Here is a 19,063-nt window from a genome sequence, read left to right as displayed (position 1 = left end):
TTTATTGAAACCCCAAATAGCCTCTACGCAGAGGCTATTTTTTCATGTCTATATCATGAATGTTTAACATTCAGCCTCAAGTTCTTTGATGGTTTCTGTGACTTTAACCTGAGCGATACGATTGCTCTTCACATGCAGTATCTCGAATCGCCAACGCTGATAGTCAACCGTTTCACCTTGAGTCGGTACTCGCCCGATTAACCAAGTCAAAAAGCCATTTAAGGTTTGAAAACCCTCACTCTCTTCACCCTCAATGGCATTGAGTTCAAGTTTGTATTTCAGCTCGTTAAGCGGAATTAGAGCATCCATCAGCCAACTGCCGTCTTTCTGTTTTTTCGCCCAAATATGCTGTGGCGCCATGCCCAGCTCTCCCGCTATGGATTTGAGTAAATCATGGTGAGTCACCAAGCCTTGCACATCGCCATATTCATCGACGATAAAGACCATTTCGGTACTGGTTTGTTGCATATAGTTGAGCAGTGGCAAGCCTTTCATCGATTCTGGCACAAAGCGTGAACGTTTGAGCAACTTAGCCAAGCGAGAAATCGACAGCTCGTTGTATTCATCCAGCAAGACTTTGGAAGAAATCGTACCGATAATGTTGTCCAGCCCGCCTTTACACACTGGCCAAACGGAATGCTGCGTTTGACGCAAGTTTCTGAGCGCTTCTTCAAGGGGTAAATCGAGGTCGAGATAATGCATATCGCAGCGAGGCGTCATTAGCGAAAGTGCAAGGCGATCGTTGAGGTGCAGCAAATTACGGATCATCAGTTGTTCTTGCGGTTCAATCGCACCGCTTTCCGAGCCTTCACTCACCACGGCAAAAATGTCTTCTTCTGTGACCACCTCACCATTATTATTTTGGCGCAGCAACTTGAGTAGTGCGTCAGTAGAGGTCGTCAGCAGCAAGACAAATGGTGTGGTCAGTTTCGCTAACCAATGAATAGGATAAGCGACGATAACCGCAATACGCTCGGCATTGTTTTGCGCAAAACGTTTTGGGACCAATTCGCCTATCACAATGGCGAAGTAGGTGATGACGACAACGACAATGGCGGTAGCGAGTACGGTGGCGACTTCGCGCTCGATACCTTGTGTGACGAGCCAGTGTTCAAACGGAACCGAGAGTGTAGCTTCACCAAAGATACCGCTGAGGATACCGATCACTGTGATACCGATTTGGATGGTAGAGAGGAACTGTGTGGGATTGTTTTTTAGTTGTAAGGCGAGGCGGGCTGCAGCGCTGTGTTCGGCAAACTTTTTCAGTCGTCCGCTTTTAGCTGTGACCAAGGCAATCTCAGACATGGCAAACACACCATTGAGCGCAATTAATCCAACCAGTAATAAAATGTCCATGAAGTTTTCCAGTAATGCACACCTTTGGAGCATAGCTAGCTTTATCTAGCAGAAACGTGAAGTGGTGAATAAATCATCACGCTGTAACAATCAAATGTGCAATGAAAAGGATAGAATTTGTTTGTCGAGCCAGCCAACTTGCTGGTGTGAATGACTCTGTTACTTAAGACGGATTCTGATACACTACGCGCCCATTTCTTCGTTGAGACGTTTCTATGCCATTTTCTAAGCTTGGTTTAAGCGCTCCTATCACAGATGCTGTGAAGGCGCTGGGTTATGAAAAACCGACTTCTATCCAACAAAAAGCCATTCCTATTGTTCTGCGTGGTCGCAACCTGATTGCCGCAGCACAGACAGGTACGGGTAAAACCGCCAGCTTTGTATTGCCAATCTTAGAAAAATTGAGCCAAGGTGAAACGCAACGTAAAAAGCGTGCACGTGCGATCATCCTAACGCCGACGCGCGAGCTTGCACTTCAAGTACACCAAAGCATCGAAGCTTACGGTAAGAACTTACCGTTGCGTTCAATGGCGATGTTTGGTGGTGTGGATTACGCACCGCAAAAACAAGCGCTGATTGACGGCGTTGATATTGTCGTAAGTACGCCAGGACGTTTGATTGACCTTTACGGCCAACGCGCCATTCACTTTGATGAAGTGGAAATGCTGGTGCTGGACGAAGCCGATAAAATGTTGGATATGGGCTTCATCGATTCGATCGATAAGATCGTCGATTGCATGCCAGAAGACATTCAAAGCTTGCTGTTCTCTGCAACGCTATCAAACCCAGTGCGTGATTTGGCGAAGAACGCGATTGTCGATCCTGAAGAAATCTCGATTGCGAAGCACAGCGCATCAAAATCAAACATCAAGCAGTGGATCACCACGGTTGATAAAGACATGAAGTCGTCATTATTGAGCCACATGCTAAACGAGAACGACTGGTCACAAGTATTGGTATTCATCGAAACTAAACACGGCGCAGCGAAGTTGGTGACTCAGTTAGAGAAGCGCGGCATCGTGGCCGAAGCGTTCCACAGTGGTCGCAACCAACGCGTTCGCCAAGAGCTGATTGAACAGTTCAAAGCGGGTGAAATTCAATATCTGGTTGCAACGGGTGTTGCGGCACGTGGTATCGATATCGACAACTTGCCAGTGGTGATCAACTACGATTTGCCATACCCGGCAGACGAATACGTGCACCGCATTGGTCGTACTGGTCGTGCTGGCGCGCAGGGTGAAGCGATTTCATTGGTATCGAAAGACGATTTCAAAAACCTATGCATGATTGAAAGCCGTCTTGGCCACTTATTAGAGCGTGTAGAAATTGAAGGTTTTGAACCAAGAAAGCCTGTGCCAATTTCAATTCTAAACTACGTGCCAAAGAACAAGCGAAAACCGCAAGATCAGCGTCCTCGTCGTGATAATGGCGACAAGCGCGATTCTAAATAATCTGCACGTTTGTTTTTGTATCAAACCTGTCTTCATAGAGATAAAGCCACATTTCGATGTGGCTTTTTTGTTTTTGATTTCAGTCTATTACTTTTGATTTTTCGTTGGTGCATGCTTTCCATAGCAGACGAATTGGTGTTTGCTGGCTAAAAGCAGCGGCTTTGAATGGACGATGAATATGACCCCGCCCTAAGTGTGAACTTGGTGGCTATTCTTTTGATTTACTTGCGAATAATTAGGAAAACTCAATCATTGTGTCTTACGCTTTACAGACATTGAGTGCGAAAGTCTGAGTTAGGGTTTTGTCAATTTTTTGTCGTCTTGTTTGCAGATGGTGAGGAATAGGCGCAGACTTTCGCGCCTGCTATTCAACGCATAAATGAGGCACGAATGAAAACGGGTGATAAGCAATTTGCGGTAATTGGTCTGGGTCGTTTTGGCTTGGCTGTTTGTAAAGAACTGCAGGATTCCGGCTCACAGGTTTTGGCGGTAGACATCAATGAAGACCGAGTGAAAGAGGCGGCGGGGTTCGTGAGTCAAGCCATCGTGGCAAACTGTACTCAAGAAGATACGGTAGCTGAACTCAAACTCGACGACTATGACATGGTTATGATTGCCATTGGTGCCGATGTGAATGCCAGCATTCTTGCGACGCTGATTGCGAAAGAGGCGGGCGTGAAATCGGTTTGGGTCAAAGCGAACGATCGCTTCCAAGCACGCGTGCTGCAAAAAATTGGTGCAGACCACATCATCATGCCTGAGCGTGATATGGGGATTCGTGTTGCGCGTAAGATGCTTGATAAACGCGTACTTGAGTTCCATCCACTTGGCAGCGGCCTAGCGATGACTGAGTTTGTCATTGGCTCGCGCTGGATGGGTAAAACTCTGGGTGACCTTGCGCTGTGTAAAGTGGAAGGCGTACAAGTGCTTGGCTTTAAACGCGGCCCTGAGATCACCAAGGCGCCTGACCTGAATTCCACATTAGAAATCGGCGACCTCATTATTGTCGTTGGTCCTCAAGATAAACTTGCGAGCAAGTTGAAATCACTATGAAGCAATTTCATCAGAGAGGCGTTTTTTACGTCCCAGATGGCAAACGAGATAAAGCGAAAGGTGGCGAACCGCGCATTATATTGCTGAGCTTTCTCGGTGTGTTATTGCCTTCTGCTGTACTGCTCACGCTACCAGTGTTCTCTGTTACCGGTTTGTCACTGACCGATGCATTATTTACCGCAACCTCGGCCATCAGTGTGACCGGCCTAGGTGTGGTGGATACGGGTGAGCACTTCACTTTGGCAGGTAAAATTCTGCTGATGTTTTTAATGCAAGTTGGTGGGTTAGGGCAAATGACCCTCTCTGCTGTCCTGCTTTACATGTTTGGGGTTCGTTTGAGCCTTCGACAACAAGCGTTAGCCAAAGATGCCTTGGGTCAAGATCGCCAAGTAAATCTGCGTAAGCTGGTGAAGAAAATCGTTATCTTCGCACTGATTGCTGAGACGATTGGTTTTATTTTCCTTTCGTTTCGCTGGGTGCCAGAAATGGGCTGGCAAACGGGCATGTTCTATGCGCTGTTCCATTCTATCTCGGCCTTCAATAATGCCGGTTTCGCACTTTTCTCCGATAGCATGATGAGCTTTGTGAATGATCCTGTGGTTATTTTTACACTAGCGGGTTTGTTTATCTTCGGCGGTTTGGGCTTTACGGTCATTGGTGATTTATGGCTGCATTGGCGCAGAGGTTTCCACTTCTTGCATCTGCATACCAAAATCATGCTCATTGCCACGCCAGTGCTGCTGGCTGTTGGTACTGTGATGTTCTGGTTATTGGAGAGGCATAACCCAAACACAATGGAATCTTTACCTGTGGCAGGGCAGTGGCTAGCGGCGTTCTTCCAATCAGCCAGTGCGCGAACAGCGGGTTTTAACAGTGTCGATTTGGCTCAGTTTACCCAGCCTGCTTTGTTGGTAATGATTGTGTTGATGCTGATTGGTGCGGGTTCTACCTCAACGGGTGGTGGTATTAAGGTATCGACCTTTGCTGTGGCATTTATGGCGACATGGGCATTCTTACGCCAGAAGAAACATGTGGTGATCTTCAAGCGCACAGTAAACTGGCAAACGGTGACGAAATCGCTGGCCATCATTGTGGTCAGTGGCGCTATCCTAACGACCGCAATGTTCTTATTGATGATCACGGAGAAAGCGGCCTTCGATAAGGTGATGTTCGAGACCATTTCTGCATTTGCAACGGTTGGCCTTACCGCTGGTTTAACGGCTGAATTGTCGGAGCCGGGTAAGTACATCATGATTGTGGTGATGATAATCGGACGTATCGGACCTTTGACGTTGGCGTATATGCTCGCACGTCCTGAGCCAACTCTGATCAAGTACCCAGAAGACAATGTCTTGACTGGTTAATAACAGGTTAATCATCAAAAAACGATTACGCGAGAGTGTGGTTTAACCGCCTCTCGCGTTTTTATAAATTCATCAAATAAATGAGAATAATTTCTATTTATTTGTGGCGATAGTATTTCAATATTGATTGAAATCTGTAGTATTCGATAGTTCTATTATGTGCAACTTGTTGTTTTATTTGCGTATGAAATGCGTTATCTGCGCATTGAACTCATGGAGCCGTAGTTTGGAGTAAGGTAAGAGCATCATGATTGATGTGTTATCGAATGACTCTGACTTCCACAATGACTTCGGTAGCTCAGGCGGCGGAGGCAGTGTTTCTTACTGGGTGTTAATGCTGTTAGCACTGTTGGGCTGGCGTCGTCGCGCTTAATCGATATCTCAAAGCCACTCCTTCGAGTGGCTTTGTTCTTATTTCTTGTTCCAACGATAAACTCGTCAATCTTTTTAGTATGAGATGAGTTTCACTTTTATTTTTACGCGCTGTCTATTTTTGAGGCGTAGTCTATGGCTAGATACTTATAAAAGTAAGGATATTTTTATGTCTGATAATTCGTTTTCTGTTGCGGCTATTTGCCGAGAGGCAATCGTCATGGTCAGGGCAAATTTGCTCGCGATTGTCATTGCTTGTATTCCTTTGATTGTGGTGCACACTATCTTTATCACCCAATACCAAGAAGCTTTGGTCCAAGGCTCGCAAGAGCCCGATTTTTCTAACTTTGGTCCCGGCTTTTTTATTACAACATTCCTTTTGTACCCGCTAGTTGCAGCGATGGCGGCGGTTCGTATTCACCGTATTTACCTTGCTCGTGAATACATGCGTTCCGCTCTTGATGTGATGCGTCTATCCATGCGCGAGCTGCGCTTTATTGGCTGGTGGATTTTGTTTGGCTTAGCAATGGGGTTGATCATCGCACTACCCATCTTCTTAGTGACGTTTTTTGTCGTCTTCGAAGGCGGAGATATTAGTCATCTGGCATTAGAGGCGATCACTTTGGTTCTGAGTATTCCAGGATACTGGGTTCTTTCTCGTTGGTCATTGGTCTTACCTGCAACTGCCTTGGACCGAGAGCCACGCAGTTTGGGCAATGCTTGGCGACAAAGTCGTCCGTTCAATAAGCAAGTGTTTATCTTGATGGGCTTGATTCCGTTATTGGTGGGAACGGCTAGCCAATTGGTCTTCGCTGAGTTTTCTCACTTGTTGGCACTGATCGTATCTGGCGTGATCTTCGGTATTTTTGGTGCTTTCCAAATCGCACTTTTATCTTTGAGCTACCGCAAGATTGTGGATATCGAGCGTGCTCAGTTTAAGGGCGCACAGGAGCTTCAACAGAGTAACGACGAGTTCCCGGCTTAACCTCGCTTATTCGCCCCGTCGTACTTTCCTTGTGGCGGGGCATCTCAGTTCTTGATTATCTTCCACTCTCATTTTCCAGTCCTAGCAAATACCCATGCACAATTCGTGGCTGAAGGCGAACGCATACACGGCGTATACTCTTTTACAGGAAGCCATATTTAAGGAATCACAATGTCCAACTGGGAAGGGGTGAATTTCACCCATCGATTCAGTGAATTGCCGTCAGCATTTTTCACCTACGTTACCCCGCAGCTCTTAGACAATACCCGCTGGGTGGTATGGAATGGTGAGTTTGCTCAGCAGTTTGGTTTACCAGCCACCGAAAACGATGAGCTATTGAATGTGTTTTCTGGGCAAGTGGATTTTGCGCCATTTGCTCCTCTAGCAATGAAGTATGCGGGCCATCAGTTTGGTGTTTACAATCCAGACTTGGGTGACGGTCGTGGTTTGCTGCTGGCAGAAATGCAACATCAAGATGGCACTTGGTTCGACATTCACCTGAAAGGGGCCGGTCTTACCCCTTATTCTCGAATGGGCGATGGCCGAGCAGTATTGCGTTCTACGATCCGGGAATATCTGTGCAGTGAAGCAATGGCGGGGCTAGGTATTCCCACCACCAGAGCGTTGGGTATGATGGACAGCGATACACCCGTTTATCGCGAGAAGATGGAATACGGCGCACTACTGATTCGTGTTGCAGAAACCCACATCCGTTTTGGTCACTTCGAGCACTTCTTCTACACCAATCAACTTGCTGAGCAAAAGCTGTTAGCAGACAAAGTGATTGAATGGCATTTCCCTGAGAGCTTAGAAGCCGAGAAGCCATACGCAGCCATGTTCGAGTCTATTGTAGAGAAAACCGCAGAGATGATTGCTTACTGGCAGGCTTACGGCTTTGCCCATGGTGTGATGAATACCGACAACATGTCGATTCTAGGGCAAACCTTTGATTACGGGCCGTTTGGTTTCCTTGATGACTACGATCCTAATTACATCTGCAACCACTCGGACTACCAAGGCCGTTACGCTTTTGAACAGCAACCGCGTATTGCTCTGTGGAATCTCTCTGCTTTGGCGCATTCCTTGTCGCCTCTTGTACAGAGAGAAGATCTTGAGGCTGCACTAGGGAAGTTTGAAGTGCGTCTGAGTCAAAAATTCAGTGAGTTGATGCGTGCCAAACTTGGTCTTCATACCAAAGTGGACGAAGACGGCCGCTTGTTTGAAGCCATGTTTGAGTTGTTGAATCAAAATAAAGCTGACTACACTCGCTTCTTTCGTGAGTTGTCTAACCTCGACGTTAAATCGCCTCAAGCTGTGATTGATTTGTTTATTGATCGAGAAGCTGCAAGTGCATGGGTAGACTTATATCTCGCTCGTTGTGAGTTAGAAGTAGACGAGTGCGGTGAGCGCGTCACTGTTCAGCAACGTTGTGAGCGCATGCGCCAAGTGAATCCAAAGTTCATCTTACGCAACTACCTCGCTCAACTTGCCATCGATAAGGCAGAGGAGGGGAACTTCAGTGAAGTAAACCGACTGGCTGAGCTATTAAAGCGTCCTTATGATGAACAGCCCGAGTTTGATGATTATGCCAAGTTGCCGCCCGAGTGGGGTAAGAAAATGGAAATCAGCTGTTCATCGTAAATGTGTCATTTTCCACCCATTGAGCTTGTGCGCGTGGGTGGATTTAACCCCTTATCCTCACCAATAATTTTTCATTTTTATTTAAGTTACTGAATAGTAATAAGTAATCGACTTGGTCTGTAACTTGCTCTTTGTTGAACATCCGTACCCATCACCTTCTACCCACTTAGGTGTTCATGGAAAGGATGGGATGTGATTCAACAAGGAGAATAATAATGTTTAAGCCTCTAACTCTATTGTCTGTTTCTGCTCTGGCTATCACTAGCTTTAACGCTGCCGCAAACTGTGACCCTGGTGAAACCGTGATCAAGTTCAGTCACGTAACCAACACAGATAAGCATCCAAAAGGCATTGCTGCTTCGTTACTGGAAAAGCGCGTGAACGAAGAGATGAATGGCAAAGTCTGTATGCAGGTTTTCCCTAACTCGACACTGTACGATGATAACAAGGTGCTTGAAGCGCTACTTAATGGTGATGTTCAACTCGCTGCCCCCTCTCTTTCAAAGTTTGAGAAATTCACCAAGAAGTACCGCATCTTTGACCTTCCTTTCCTATTCGAGGATGTGGCGGCTGTTGACCGTTTCCAAAACTCGGAATCAGGTGAAAAGCTGAAAAATGCAATGAAACGACGTGGCCTACAGGGCTTAGCTTTCTGGCATAACGGTATGAAGCAAATGTCTGCCAACAAGCCATTGATGGTGCCGAGCGATGCAGAAGGCTTGAAGTTCCGTGTACAAGCTTCAGACGTATTGGTTGCTCAGTTCGAACAGCTTGGTGCAAACCCACAAAAGATGTCTTTCAAAGAAGTGTACGGTGGCCTTCAAACTAAGGTTATCGATGGTCAAGAAAATACATGGTCGAACATATACGGTAAGAAGTTCTTCGAAGTCCAAGATGGCATTACCGAAACCAACCACGGCATTCTGGACTACCTAGTGGTGACATCGAACGACTTCTGGAAAAACTTACCAGCCGATCAGCGTGAACAGCTCAATACCATCATTCAAGAAGTGACGGCTCAGCGTAATGCGGAGTCGACAGAAGTGAACCTCGCTAACAAGAACAACATCATTGAAGCGGGTGGTGTGGTGCGCACTCTAACGCCGGAGCAGCGTCAAGAGTGGGTAACTGCATTGCAACCTGTGTGGAAGAAGTTTGAGAAAGACATTGGTTCAGATCTTATTAGTGCGGCACTTGCATCCAACCAATAATCAACACGCCCAAGCTCTTTGGGTAAATAAGTAAAAATACAAAGCACTACGATTGGCCCTCGTGTACTCATTCATGGGGAGGAGGGCCCTTTTCTCCCAATAATGACGTGATGTAATTATGGAACAGACTTTTTTTGCCAAGGCAGGGCGGATCACCGATGCCATTGAAGAGACGTTGATTGCGTTTTTTCTTGGCGCGATGACATTGCTGACGTTTGCCAATGTCATTTTTCGCTATGTCTTTAACGACAATATTCTTTGGGCACTGGAACTGACGGTATTCATGTTCGCATGGATGGTTCTGGTTGGCGCATCATATGGTGTGAAGAAGCACTTTCACATTGGTGTCGATGTCATCATCAACATGGTGTCGGAGCCGAAACGAAAAGTCCTCGCACTGCTTGCAGCTGCTGGTTGCTTAGCGTTTTCTATTCTGCTTTTGGTCGGTTCTTGGAACTACTGGTATCCGTTTGTCACTGAGCGTGCATGGTATGAAACCGACGATATCCCGATGCCAGAGATGTTTCAGTTTTTAGCCGATTGGCTCAATGAAGGTGAGCGCTATGAGAAGCTGCCTCGCTTTATTCCTTACTTTGCTTTGCCCCTTGGTATGGCGCTACTCACTTTCCGTTTTGTGCAAATCACTTGGCAGATCGCAACAGGCAAACTGGACCGCTTGATTGCAGGTCATGAAGCCGAGGAAGAGTTAGAAGCGCTAAAAGAAGAACTCAGTGAAGCCGCAGACGCGATTCCAAATGGTTCTTCATCATCAGATCGCAAGGAGCAGTAAATCATGGATATTCTGTTTTTATTCTTGATGGTGATTGGCTTCATGCTGATCGGTGTGCCAATTTCTGTCTCGCTGGGCCTTTCCAGTATTCTTTTCTTATTAATGCACTCGGATGCGTCTTTGGCTTCCGTTGCCCAGACATTGTTTAACGCGTTTGCTGGCCACTACACTTTGTTAGCGATTCCCTTCTTTATCTTGGCCTCAAGCTTTATGTCTACCGGTGGCGTGGCGAAGCGTATTATCCGCTTTGCGATTGCTATTGTTGGTTGGTTCCGCGGCGGTTTAGCGATGGCGTCAGTTGTGGCATGTATGATGTTTGCGGCGCTATCGGGTTCATCCCCTGCAACCGTAGTAGCGATTGGTAGCATTGTTATCGCTGGTATGATCAAGAACGGCTACTCGAAAGAGTTTGCAGCGGGTGTTATCTGTAATGCGGGAACGCTGGGCATTTTGATCCCACCTTCTATCGTGATGGTGGTGTATGCCGCTGCAACGGATGTGTCGGTTGGGCGTATGTTCCTTGGTGGCGTTATTCCGGGGTTACTGGCGGGCGTGATGTTGATGATTGCGATTTACATTGCCGCGAGAATCAAGAACCTGCCAAAACAACCTTTTGTTGGTTGGAAAGAAACCTTCGATGCCGCCAAAGACGCAAGTTGGGGTTTATTGCTGGTGGTGATCATCCTTGGTGGTATCTACGGCGGTATCTTTACGCCGACAGAAGCGGCGGCGGTGGCGGCGGTGTATTCATTCTTCATTGCTAACTTTGTCTACAAAGACATGGGGCCATTTGCTGACAAGCAGAACACTAAACCTGCATTGGTTAAAATCTTCCAAACGTTTGTTCATAAAGATACTAAGCATACGCTGTATGAAGCAGGCAAGCTGACCATCATGTTGCTGTTCATCATTGCTAATGCTCTGATTCTTAAGCACGTGCTTACCGAAGAACGCATCCCGCAAATGATCACCGAATCTATGCTATCGGCGGGTCTAGGGCCGATTACCTTCTTAATTGTGGTTAACGTGTTGCTGCTGATTGGCGGTCAGTTCATGGAGCCGTCTGGCTTGCTCATCATCGTCGCACCGTTGGTGTTCCCAATCGCGATTGCACTGGGTATTGATCCGATCCACCTTGGCATCATGATGGTGGTGAACATGGAGATAGGCATGATAACCCCGCCTGTGGGGCTCAACTTATTTGTGACCGCTGGTGTGGCGAAGATGTCGATGATGAATGTGGTGAAAGCGGCATTGCCATGGGTGGCGGTGATGTTCCTCTTCCTGATTATCGTCACTTACGTGCCTTGGGTATCGACTTGGTTGCCAACGACATTGATGGGGCCAGAAATCATCACTAAGTAATGGTTTTTAGCCATAAAGACAAAGAGGTGTGACTATTCACACCTCTTCATCTAGGGATTTATAGGCTGGTCTTCTTGGGTCCGGTTTCACTCGACGCTCGTAACCGAGCCATTTCTTTTTGTTTTTACGCCGGTCTTCTCCCGAGCGCCTCTCTTCTTGATAATGCCCGTCAACCATCACAGTATCGGTGATCACGGGGATTTTGATCTTTTCTGTCATATATCCGTTTAAGCCATCTTTTCGTTGTTATAAAAAGTATGATTCAAGTTGGATATAACGACAAACCGCAAACTGCGTTTTATTTATATAGATCCTTATCTATCTGATAGCGTTGCATTTTGTCGTACAGGGTTTTTCGAGGCACATTCAATTGTTCCATGGTCTGTTTGATACTGCCGCTGTTCTCCAGTAATGCACTTTCAATCGCCGCTTTCTCAAATTCCGCTACCTGCTCCGCAAGGCTAGATGAAGAAGACGAGGTCGACGCGGTATCTCCCAACTGGATTAATTTACCCAGTAAGACAAATCGTTCCGCCGCATTGCGTAACTCACGAACATTGCCCGGCCAGTCATGGGCCATTAACTGAGCCAAATCTTGTGAGGAGAGACTAGGGGAGGTTTTACCGTAACGAGACGCGGCAACCAATAAAAAGTGATGGAACAGTGCAGGAATGTCCTCTTTGCGCTCGCGCATTGGCGGTAGATCGAGAGTGACCACATTGAGGCGATAATAAAGATCCTGACGAAATGTGCCTTCCTCTGCCGCTTGTTTTAAGTCGACCTTAGTAGCGGCAATGACTCGAATATCCAACGGCAGCAATTCGTTCGAGCCAACACGTTCAATCACCCTTTCTTGAAGCACCCTTAGCAAACGAATTTGTGCCTGAATCGGCATAGATTCGATTTCATCCAAAAACAGTGTACCGCCCTGTGCAAACTCAAACTTACCAATGCGACGACTTTCTGCTCCAGTAAACGCACCTTTTTCATGGCCATAAAGTTCGCTCTCGATAAGGTTTTCTGGGACCGCGCCGCAGTTAACGGCAACAAAGTTTTGATTGCGGCGATTACTTTGTTCGTGAAGAGACCGAGCAATCAGTTCTTTACCTGTACCGGTTTCACCAAACAACAAGATATCCGCATCGGTATCGGCAATGTGAGTGATAGTTTCACGCAGCATTTGGATACTTGCGGTTTCGCCAATGATTCGCGGACCAAGGGTTTTACTTGCTTTGAGTGACTGGCGCAGTTTTTCGTTTTCATTGGTGAGCTTTCGCTTCTCAATGGCCCGCTTAACGGTTTCCACTAGGTGCTCTGGCGCAAAAGGTTTCTCGATAAAATCGTAAGCGCCCTGATGGAGAGCTTGTACGGCCATGGAGATATCGCCGTGTCCGGTGATCATGATGACGGGGAGGTTTGAATCGCGCTGAGTGAGTGTGGTCAGCAAGTCCATGCCAGAAATTCCCGGTAAGCAGATGTCGGTGATCACGACGCCCGCTTCTTCGCCTTGCTGCATGGCAATTAAAGCCGATTCAGCATCCGGAAAAAACTTGGCATCGATATCCGCCAGCTCAAAAGTTTGCTCGATGGCCAGTCTGAGATCGGCTTCGTCGTCAATAAAAAACACCTGACACATGGTCTCATCCTTCTGGTTGTGCGGCGAGCGGTGTAACAATAGGTAGGCAGAGTGAGAATCGAGCACCGCCTTGTTCTCGATTCTGTGCGCTTAATTTGCCATTCATACTGGCTAAGATTTGTTGGGAGATAGAAAGCCCTAGCCCCAAGCCATTTTGTTTGGTGGTAAGGAAGGGTTCGCACAGTTCTGAAAGGGTAAAATCACCCAATCCTGAACCGTTATCGTCCACATGAATCCAGACGAGTTTGGTCTCGCGGTCTTGAACCACGGACAGCTCGATTTGTTTGTCTTCTTGCTCTCTAAGTGCCTCTATCGCATTGGTGATTAAGTTCACTAACACTTGTTCGAGTTGAATCGTATTAACCTGAACGTCGACATCCTGCCCTAACAAATTGGTTGTTAGGGTCACTCGTGCTGATTTTAAAGCAGGCTTCATCAACTCTTTTGCTGAAGCAATGACGGGTAGTAGCTGAGTGTGAACCAACTCATTACCACTGGTTTTCTTGGCAAAAGACCGCAGTTGTTGACTGATGTTAGCCATTCGGTCGGTAAGGGCTGAGATGCGAGTAAGGTTATCTTCAACATGGTCGAACTTCTCTTTATGGAGGAACAGTTTTCCGTTCTCAGCGAAACTACGAATAGCCGCCAATGGATTGTTGAGTTCATGGCTGATGCTGGCTGACATTTGCCCCAACACCGCTAACTTGGCCGCTTGAACCAATTCGTCTTGAGTCTGACGCAGGGTTTGTTCGGTTTCGCTGCGTTGAGTAATCTCGGCTTGTAACTCAGCGGTACGCGCCATCACTTGGTATTCAAGTTTCTGATTGGCTTCTTGTTGGATTCGCTCAATTTGACGCTGGCGTTGTTGACGGTGGTAGACGAGCTGGCCAACCAAAAATAGAACCGTGAAGCTAAGTGTTAACACGAGTAAATAGCCCATGGTGATCCAAACTACTGATTGCTTGGGAGATAGCACTCGGATGGTGAGTTTGAGATCTTGCAGAGGGAGAGAAGAAACCACCAGTGTTCCTCGATTGTATGGGGAGCCTTGCTTCGCTTCTGTATGCGCCAAACCCATATCGCCAACAAAACCCAGTGACTCGATGGTGGTGTCTAAATACTGGCGGCTAGCCCAAATCTCTGCAGCTTTTGGATCGTCGAGTGGCTGTAAGCTTTTGAATAGCCAGTCACTCCGGCTACTCATAAACACAATGCCATTTGGGTCACTTGCAACAAAGACGCTTTTGGGGTGTTGCCAGTTATCTTCTATCTTACTTAAATCCATTTTGACCACCACGACACCAAGCACGCCCCCGGCATAGACGATTGGGTAGGAGTAGTAGTAACCGCGCTTTCCTGAGGTAGATCCGAGGGCGTAATATTCAGCACGCTGACCGACAATCGCCTGTTTGAAGTAGGGACGGAAAGCAAAGTTGCGGCCGATAAACGAACGCTCCTTGCGCCAGTTACTGGCGGCTATCGTCGTGCCCCATTTGTCGATCAAATAAGTGTCTGAAGCGGCAATGACATTGTTGACCGATTCTAAATATCGATTAGTGATTTCCAGTTGGGCACTGTTGTCTGGATTGAGTAGGGCTTCAACCAAAGGTTCGTCTTTGGAGAGCAGGTGAGGGATGTGCGCGTACTTATCTAACTTGTTCTGAATATGGCTGGAGAACCGCTCTAACTGGGATTGATGTTTATCGAGCAAAGATTGGTAGCTGGTCTGCCAAACCCAATGCCCACCAACGAAGGCACAAAGGAAATAGAAGGCGAAAAAAATCAGTAGAATACGACTTTTTTGCGACATCCTTGCGCTCCCTTACATATTGTTTTCACCACGTAAGAAAATGTTAATAGTTTGTAGGGATGAATGGGGATTTCGTTTCCAACTCTGTGGAGTAAAACAAGAGCAAGATCTCTTTTTAGGCTTTTCAATAAAAAAAGCTGTCGATTCTCTTGAAAAAGTCGCTATTGTCCCCATTCTAGATATGCTGGCTGAGGCGAAGCGATGCTAAAAGGGCATTTTTCGTAAAAATTGAGTCCGTATTCGAGAATTTAGCGCAGACAATGTCCACATAGTGGCTATTGGCTCGACAGGATTGCGACAGATCGCTAGAATGTCGCGTCTAAAAATTCTGTCCTGAGGCTAATAGGAGATACCTTTTGCGTTTGCTGAGGATATCACTGATTAGTCCGGTGTTGGTTTCCAGCATCGATACTCGGTTTTAACTTAGGTGTTCGGACAGGACACTACACAAGGATGAAGCGTGAACTCAAAGAGTCTCGCTCATAAGCTCGGGAAGACCGAGCCACTTTAGAGGTTTATATATAATGCAAGTTACTGTTGAAACGCTAGAGGGCCTAGAGCGCCGTCTAAACATTACTGTTCCAGCTGCAAACATCGAAGACGCTGTAACAGCTGAACTACGCAACATCGCTAAAAACCGTCGTTTCGATGGTTTCCGTAAAGGTAAAGTGCCTCTAAAAATGGTTGCTAAGATGTACGGCAAAGCAGTACGTCAAGACGTTCTTGGTGAAGTTATGCAACGCCACTTCATCGAAGCGATCGTAAAAGAGAAAATCAACCCAGCTGGCGCACCAACGTTCGCTCCAGTTGAAAACAACGAAGGCGCAGATCTAGTATTCACTGCAACTTTCGAAGTTTACCCAGAAGTTGAGCTAAAAGGTCTAGACAGCATCACTGTTGAAAAACCAACAACTGAAGTTAACGATTCAGACGTAGAAGAGATGATCGAAACTCTACGTAAGCAACAAGCTACTTGGGCTGAAGTTGAAGAAGCTGCAGAAGCTGGTAAGCGCGTAAGCATCGACTTCGTTGGTTCTATCGACGGTGAAGAGTTCGAAGGCGGTAAAGCTGAGAACTTCCCACTAGAAATGGGCGCAGGTCGCATGATCCCAGGTTTCGAAGACGGTATCGAAGGTAAAACTAAAGGTATGGAATTCGAAATCGACGTAAACTTCCCAGAAGATTACCACGCTGAAAACCTAAAAGGTAAAGCGGCTAAGTTCGCAATCAAAGTGAACAAAGTTGAAGCTCGTGAACTACCAGAACTAAACGACGAGTTCGTTTCTAAGTTCGGTGTTGCTGAAGGTGGCGTTGAAGCACTTAAAGCTGAAGTTCGTAAGAACATGGAGCGTGAACTTAAGCAAGCTGTTAAGAACCGCATCAAAGAGCAAGCTATCGACGGTCTAGTTGAGCAAAACGAAATCGACGTACCAGCTGCACTTATCGACCAAGAAATCCAAGTTCTACGTCAACAAGCTGCACAACGCTTCGGTGGTAACCCAGAAGCAGCTGCACAGCTTCCACGTGAACTGTTCGAAGAGCAAGCTAAACGTCGCGTAGTTGTAGGTCTTCTACTAGGTGAAGTAATCAAGTCTGAAGAGCTAAAAGCTGACGACGAGAAAGTGAAAGCACTTATCGAAGAGATGGCAACTGCTTACGAAGATCCATCAGAAGTTATTGCTTACTACGAGCAAAACGAGCAAATGATGAACAACATGCGTAACGTTGCTCTAGAAGAGCAAGCTATCGACGCGATCATCGCTAAAGCACAGGTTACTGAGAAAGAAGTAAGCTTCAACGAGCTACTTAACCAACAACAACCTGCTGCTTAATAAGCAATATCTTGCGTAGAAGGTTGACTTAACGTCGATTATTCTGCTAACAATGGTCCGTATGATACATCATCATCCGGGCCATTTATTTTAGGGACATAAGAATATGAGCTACCAAGAAAAAAACGCAATGTCGCCAATTATTGACGCGCTAGTGCCAATGGTGGTTGAACAAACTTCCCGCGGCGAACGCTCTTACGACATTTACTCACGTCTGCTTAAAGAGCGCGTGATCTTTTTAACTGGTCAAGTGGAAGACCACATGGCAAACCTTGTCGTGGCTCAACTACTTTTCCTAGAATCTGAAAATCCAGATAAAGATATTTTCCTATACATCAACTCACCAGGCGGCAGCGTAACAGCAGGTATGTCTATCTACGACACCATGCAGTTCATCAAGCCAAATGTAAGCACAGTATGTATGGGTCAAGCTTGCTCTATGGGTGCGTTCCTGCTTGCAGGTGGTGCGCCAGGTAAGCGTTACGTTCTGCCTAATTCACGTGTGATGATCCACCAACCACTAGGTGGCTTCCAAGGTCAAGCTTCTGATATCCAAATTCATGCTCAGGAAATCCTGACCATCAAGCAGAAGCTAAACAACCTATTAGCAGAACATACTGGCCAGCCTCTTGAAGTGATTGAGCGCGATACCGATCGTGACAACTTCATGTCGGCAGATCAGGCAGTAGAATACGGTATTGTGGATGCAGTGTTGAGCCACCGCGGCGAGTAATTTAGCCAGCGCATTTTGGCTAAATTTGATATACACTCATTCATAAAGAGTAAAGGCTAAGAGGTTAGCGAATGACAGATAAAAGCAAAGAAAGTGGCAGCGGCAAATTGCTGTACTGCTCTTTCTGTGGCAAAAGTCAGCACGAAGTTCGCAAGCTAATCGCAGGTCCGTCAGTTTACATTTGCGACGAGTGTGTCGACTTATGTAACGATATCATTCGCGAAGAAATCAAGGATGTTCTCCCTAAGAAAGAATCTGAAGCGTTACCAACGCCAAAACAGATCCGTGAACACCTTGATGACTATGTGATCGGACAAGATTACGCGAAAAAAGTGCTCGCAGTTGCGGTATATAACCACTACAAGCGTTTACGCAATGGTGATACAACGAGCGAAGGTGTGGAGCTTGGTAAAAGTAACATCCTTCTAATTGGTCCTACTGGTAGTGGTAAAACACTGCTTGCTGAGACGCTAGCTCGATTCCTGGATGTGCCATTTACAATGGCTGACGCTACCACACTAACCGAAGCAGGTTACGTTGGTGAAGACGTTGAAAACATCATCCAGAAGCTTCTGCAAAAATGTGATTACGATGTAGCGAAGGCTGAACGCGGCATTGTATACATTGACGAAATTGACAAAATTTCTCGTAAAGCTGAAAACCCATCAATTACGCGCGACGTATCTGGTGAAGGTGTTCAGCAGGCGCTACTAAAACTTATCGAAGGTACGGTTGCATCGGTTCCGCCACAAGGTGGTCGTAAGCATCCGCAGCAAGAATTCCTACAAGTGGACACGTCTAAGATCCTGTTCATCTGTGGTGGTGCATTTGCTGGCCTAGATAAAGTGATTGAACAACGTGTAGCGACAGGCACAGGTATTGGTTTTGGCGCAGAAGTGCGCTCTAAGAACGAAACCAAAACAGTCGGTGAACTATTTACTCAGGTAGAGCCTGAAGATCTAGTGAAATACGGTCTGATCCCTGAGTTCATCGGTCGTCTACCAGTAACAACAACACTGACTGAGCTTGATGAAGAAGCGCTAATTCAGATCCTATGTGAGCCGAAGAACGCACTGACCAAGCAATACGCAGCATTGTTCGAACTAGAAGACGCAGAGCTAGAGTTCCGTGAAGACGCGCTACGTGCTATCGCTAAGAAAGCGATGGAGCGTAAAACGGGTGCTCGTGGCCTACGCTCAATCTTAGAAAGCGTTCTGCTAGAAACCATGTATGAACTGCCATCAGCGACGGACGTAAGTAAAGTCGTAATTGATGAATCAGTGATTAACGGTGAGTCAGAACCATTGCTCATTTACAGCAACGCCGACAATCAGGCCGCTGGAGCAGAATAAATTCAGCCATGAATAGAAAGGAGGTAAGTAATTACCTCCTTTTTTTATTTCTCTTATTGAATCCAAATAATTAGACCCCATATACTGCCTTAAGTAATACGTTAAACGTGAA

General features: G+C 46.5%; 15 protein-coding genes and 1 pseudogene. 12 read left to right on the top strand and 4 right to left on the bottom strand.

Going from position 1 to position 19,063, the window contains the following annotated elements:
* Positions 1-63: 63 nt before the first annotated feature.
* Positions 64-1,389: a hemolysin family protein gene (locus KIO97_RS15640; protein WP_285383386.1), complete on the bottom strand. Its 1,326-nt coding sequence runs from the start codon at positions 1,387-1,389 to the stop codon at positions 64-66.
* A gap of 182 nt (positions 1,390-1,571) precedes the next feature.
* Between KIO97_RS15640 and KIO97_RS15635 the strand changes: the two genes are divergently transcribed.
* From KIO97_RS15635 to KIO97_RS15595, 9 genes and pseudogenes are all read left to right on the top strand, one after another.
* Complete coding sequence (locus tag KIO97_RS15635) at positions 1,572-2,807, top strand: DEAD/DEAH box helicase (protein WP_285383385.1); 1,236 nt, start codon at positions 1,572-1,574, stop codon at positions 2,805-2,807.
* 390 nt (positions 2,808-3,197) lie between these two features.
* Positions 3,198-3,860 carry a TrkA family potassium uptake protein gene (locus KIO97_RS15630; RefSeq protein ID WP_005430853.1) on the top strand — a complete coding sequence of 221 codons (663 nt, stop codon included), beginning with the start codon at positions 3,198-3,200 and terminating at the stop codon, positions 3,858-3,860.
* Positions 3,857-5,224, top strand: a complete 1,368-nt coding sequence (locus KIO97_RS15625) for a TrkH family potassium uptake protein (protein WP_005430871.1) — start codon at positions 3,857-3,859, stop codon at positions 5,222-5,224. The genes KIO97_RS15630 and KIO97_RS15625 overlap by 4 nt, the downstream gene beginning before the upstream one ends.
* Before the next feature lie 289 nt (positions 5,225-5,513).
* A pseudogene (locus KIO97_RS15620) lies at positions 5,514-5,597 on the top strand (GlyGly-CTERM sorting domain-containing protein); the annotation flags it as partial.
* 168 nt (positions 5,598-5,765) lie between these two features.
* Complete coding sequence (locus KIO97_RS15615) at positions 5,766-6,581, top strand: hypothetical protein (RefSeq protein WP_050906807.1); 816 nt, start codon at positions 5,766-5,768, stop codon at positions 6,579-6,581.
* Between the two features lie 171 nt (positions 6,582-6,752).
* Positions 6,753-8,222 carry a protein adenylyltransferase SelO gene (locus KIO97_RS15610; RefSeq protein WP_285383384.1) on the top strand — a complete coding sequence of 490 codons (1,470 nt, stop codon included), beginning with the start codon at positions 6,753-6,755 and terminating at the stop codon, positions 8,220-8,222.
* A 215-nt stretch (positions 8,223-8,437) separates the two neighbouring features.
* Positions 8,438-9,433, top strand: a complete 996-nt coding sequence (locus KIO97_RS15605; protein WP_005430879.1) for a TRAP transporter substrate-binding protein — start codon at positions 8,438-8,440, stop codon at positions 9,431-9,433.
* A 118-nt stretch (positions 9,434-9,551) separates the two neighbouring features.
* A complete protein-coding gene (locus KIO97_RS15600) occupies positions 9,552-10,223 on the top strand; it encodes a TRAP transporter small permease (protein ID WP_010649185.1) in 672 nt (223 codons plus the stop codon).
* Between the two features lie 3 nt (positions 10,224-10,226).
* Entirely contained in the window at positions 10,227-11,588 is a 1,362-nt protein-coding gene (locus KIO97_RS15595; protein WP_285383383.1) for a TRAP transporter large permease, read from the top strand.
* A 36-nt stretch (positions 11,589-11,624) separates the two neighbouring features.
* Here the strand turns inward: KIO97_RS15595 and KIO97_RS15590 are convergent, their stop codons facing one another.
* The 3 genes from KIO97_RS15590 to KIO97_RS15580 form a co-directional block, all read right to left on the bottom strand.
* On the bottom strand, positions 11,625-11,807 hold the full coding sequence (locus tag KIO97_RS15590; protein ID WP_285383382.1) for a hypothetical protein: 183 nt from the start codon (positions 11,805-11,807) through the stop codon (positions 11,625-11,627).
* A gap of 79 nt (positions 11,808-11,886) precedes the next feature.
* The gene (locus KIO97_RS15585) at positions 11,887-13,224 is read right to left on the bottom strand and encodes a sigma-54 dependent transcriptional regulator (protein ID WP_285383381.1); all 1,338 of its coding nucleotides are present in this window, start codon (positions 13,222-13,224) and stop codon (positions 11,887-11,889) included.
* Positions 13,225-13,228: 4 nt separating this feature from the next.
* Positions 13,229-15,034: an ATP-binding protein gene (locus tag KIO97_RS15580; RefSeq protein WP_285383380.1), complete on the bottom strand. Its 1,806-nt coding sequence runs from the start codon at positions 15,032-15,034 to the stop codon at positions 13,229-13,231.
* A 524-nt stretch (positions 15,035-15,558) separates the two neighbouring features.
* On the opposite strand from KIO97_RS15580, the gene tig reads away from it, so the two are divergent.
* The 3 genes from tig to clpX all read left to right on the top strand — a co-directional run bounded on the left by tig (position 15,559) and on the right by clpX (position 18,951).
* Positions 15,559-16,866, top strand: a complete 1,308-nt coding sequence (gene tig / locus KIO97_RS15575; protein ID WP_005529913.1) for a trigger factor — start codon at positions 15,559-15,561, stop codon at positions 16,864-16,866.
* Positions 16,867-16,972: 106 nt separating this feature from the next.
* Entirely contained in the window at positions 16,973-17,599 is a 627-nt protein-coding gene (clpP, locus tag KIO97_RS15570) for an ATP-dependent Clp endopeptidase proteolytic subunit ClpP (RefSeq protein WP_005430931.1), read from the top strand.
* A gap of 71 nt (positions 17,600-17,670) precedes the next feature.
* A complete protein-coding gene (gene clpX, locus KIO97_RS15565; protein ID WP_005430932.1) occupies positions 17,671-18,951 on the top strand; it encodes an ATP-dependent protease ATP-binding subunit ClpX in 1,281 nt (426 codons plus the stop codon).
* Positions 18,952-19,063: the final 112 nt, after the last annotated feature.

Source organism: Vibrio sp. B181a, assembly GCF_030248375.1.
Lineage (GTDB): Bacteria > Pseudomonadota > Gammaproteobacteria > Enterobacterales > Vibrionaceae > Vibrio > Vibrio campbellii.
The sequence above is the reverse complement of the archived record's forward strand: the minus strand, read 5'-3'. Positions and strand labels throughout refer to the sequence as shown.

What these genes read in the sequence shown, in the direction of transcription:
- KIO97_RS15640 (WP_285383386.1), bottom strand. Translation starts at nt 1,389, where the DNA reads ATGCTCCAAAGGTGTGCATTACTGGAAAACTTCATGGACATTTTATTA.
- KIO97_RS15635 (WP_285383385.1), top strand. Translation starts at nt 1,572, where the DNA reads ATGCCATTTTCTAAGCTTGGTTTAAGCGCTCCTATCACAGATGCTGTG.
- KIO97_RS15630 (WP_005430853.1), top strand. Translation starts at nt 3,198, where the DNA reads ATGAAAACGGGTGATAAGCAATTTGCGGTAATTGGTCTGGGTCGTTTT.
- KIO97_RS15625 (WP_005430871.1), top strand. Translation starts at nt 3,857, where the DNA reads ATGAAGCAATTTCATCAGAGAGGCGTTTTTTACGTCCCAGATGGCAAA.
- KIO97_RS15615 (WP_050906807.1), top strand. Translation starts at nt 5,766, where the DNA reads ATGTCTGATAATTCGTTTTCTGTTGCGGCTATTTGCCGAGAGGCAATC.
- KIO97_RS15610 (WP_285383384.1), top strand. Translation starts at nt 6,753, where the DNA reads ATGTCCAACTGGGAAGGGGTGAATTTCACCCATCGATTCAGTGAATTG.
- KIO97_RS15605 (WP_005430879.1), top strand. Translation starts at nt 8,438, where the DNA reads ATGTTTAAGCCTCTAACTCTATTGTCTGTTTCTGCTCTGGCTATCACT.
- KIO97_RS15600 (WP_010649185.1), top strand. Translation starts at nt 9,552, where the DNA reads ATGGAACAGACTTTTTTTGCCAAGGCAGGGCGGATCACCGATGCCATT.
- KIO97_RS15595 (WP_285383383.1), top strand. Translation starts at nt 10,227, where the DNA reads ATGGATATTCTGTTTTTATTCTTGATGGTGATTGGCTTCATGCTGATC.
- KIO97_RS15590 (WP_285383382.1), bottom strand. Translation starts at nt 11,807, where the DNA reads ATGACAGAAAAGATCAAAATCCCCGTGATCACCGATACTGTGATGGTT.
- KIO97_RS15585 (WP_285383381.1), bottom strand. Translation starts at nt 13,224, where the DNA reads ATGTGTCAGGTGTTTTTTATTGACGACGAAGCCGATCTCAGACTGGCC.
- KIO97_RS15580 (WP_285383380.1), bottom strand. Translation starts at nt 15,034, where the DNA reads ATGTCGCAAAAAAGTCGTATTCTACTGATTTTTTTCGCCTTCTATTTC.
- tig (WP_005529913.1), top strand. Translation starts at nt 15,559, where the DNA reads ATGCAAGTTACTGTTGAAACGCTAGAGGGCCTAGAGCGCCGTCTAAAC.
- clpP (WP_005430931.1), top strand. Translation starts at nt 16,973, where the DNA reads ATGAGCTACCAAGAAAAAAACGCAATGTCGCCAATTATTGACGCGCTA.
- clpX (WP_005430932.1), top strand. Translation starts at nt 17,671, where the DNA reads ATGACAGATAAAAGCAAAGAAAGTGGCAGCGGCAAATTGCTGTACTGC.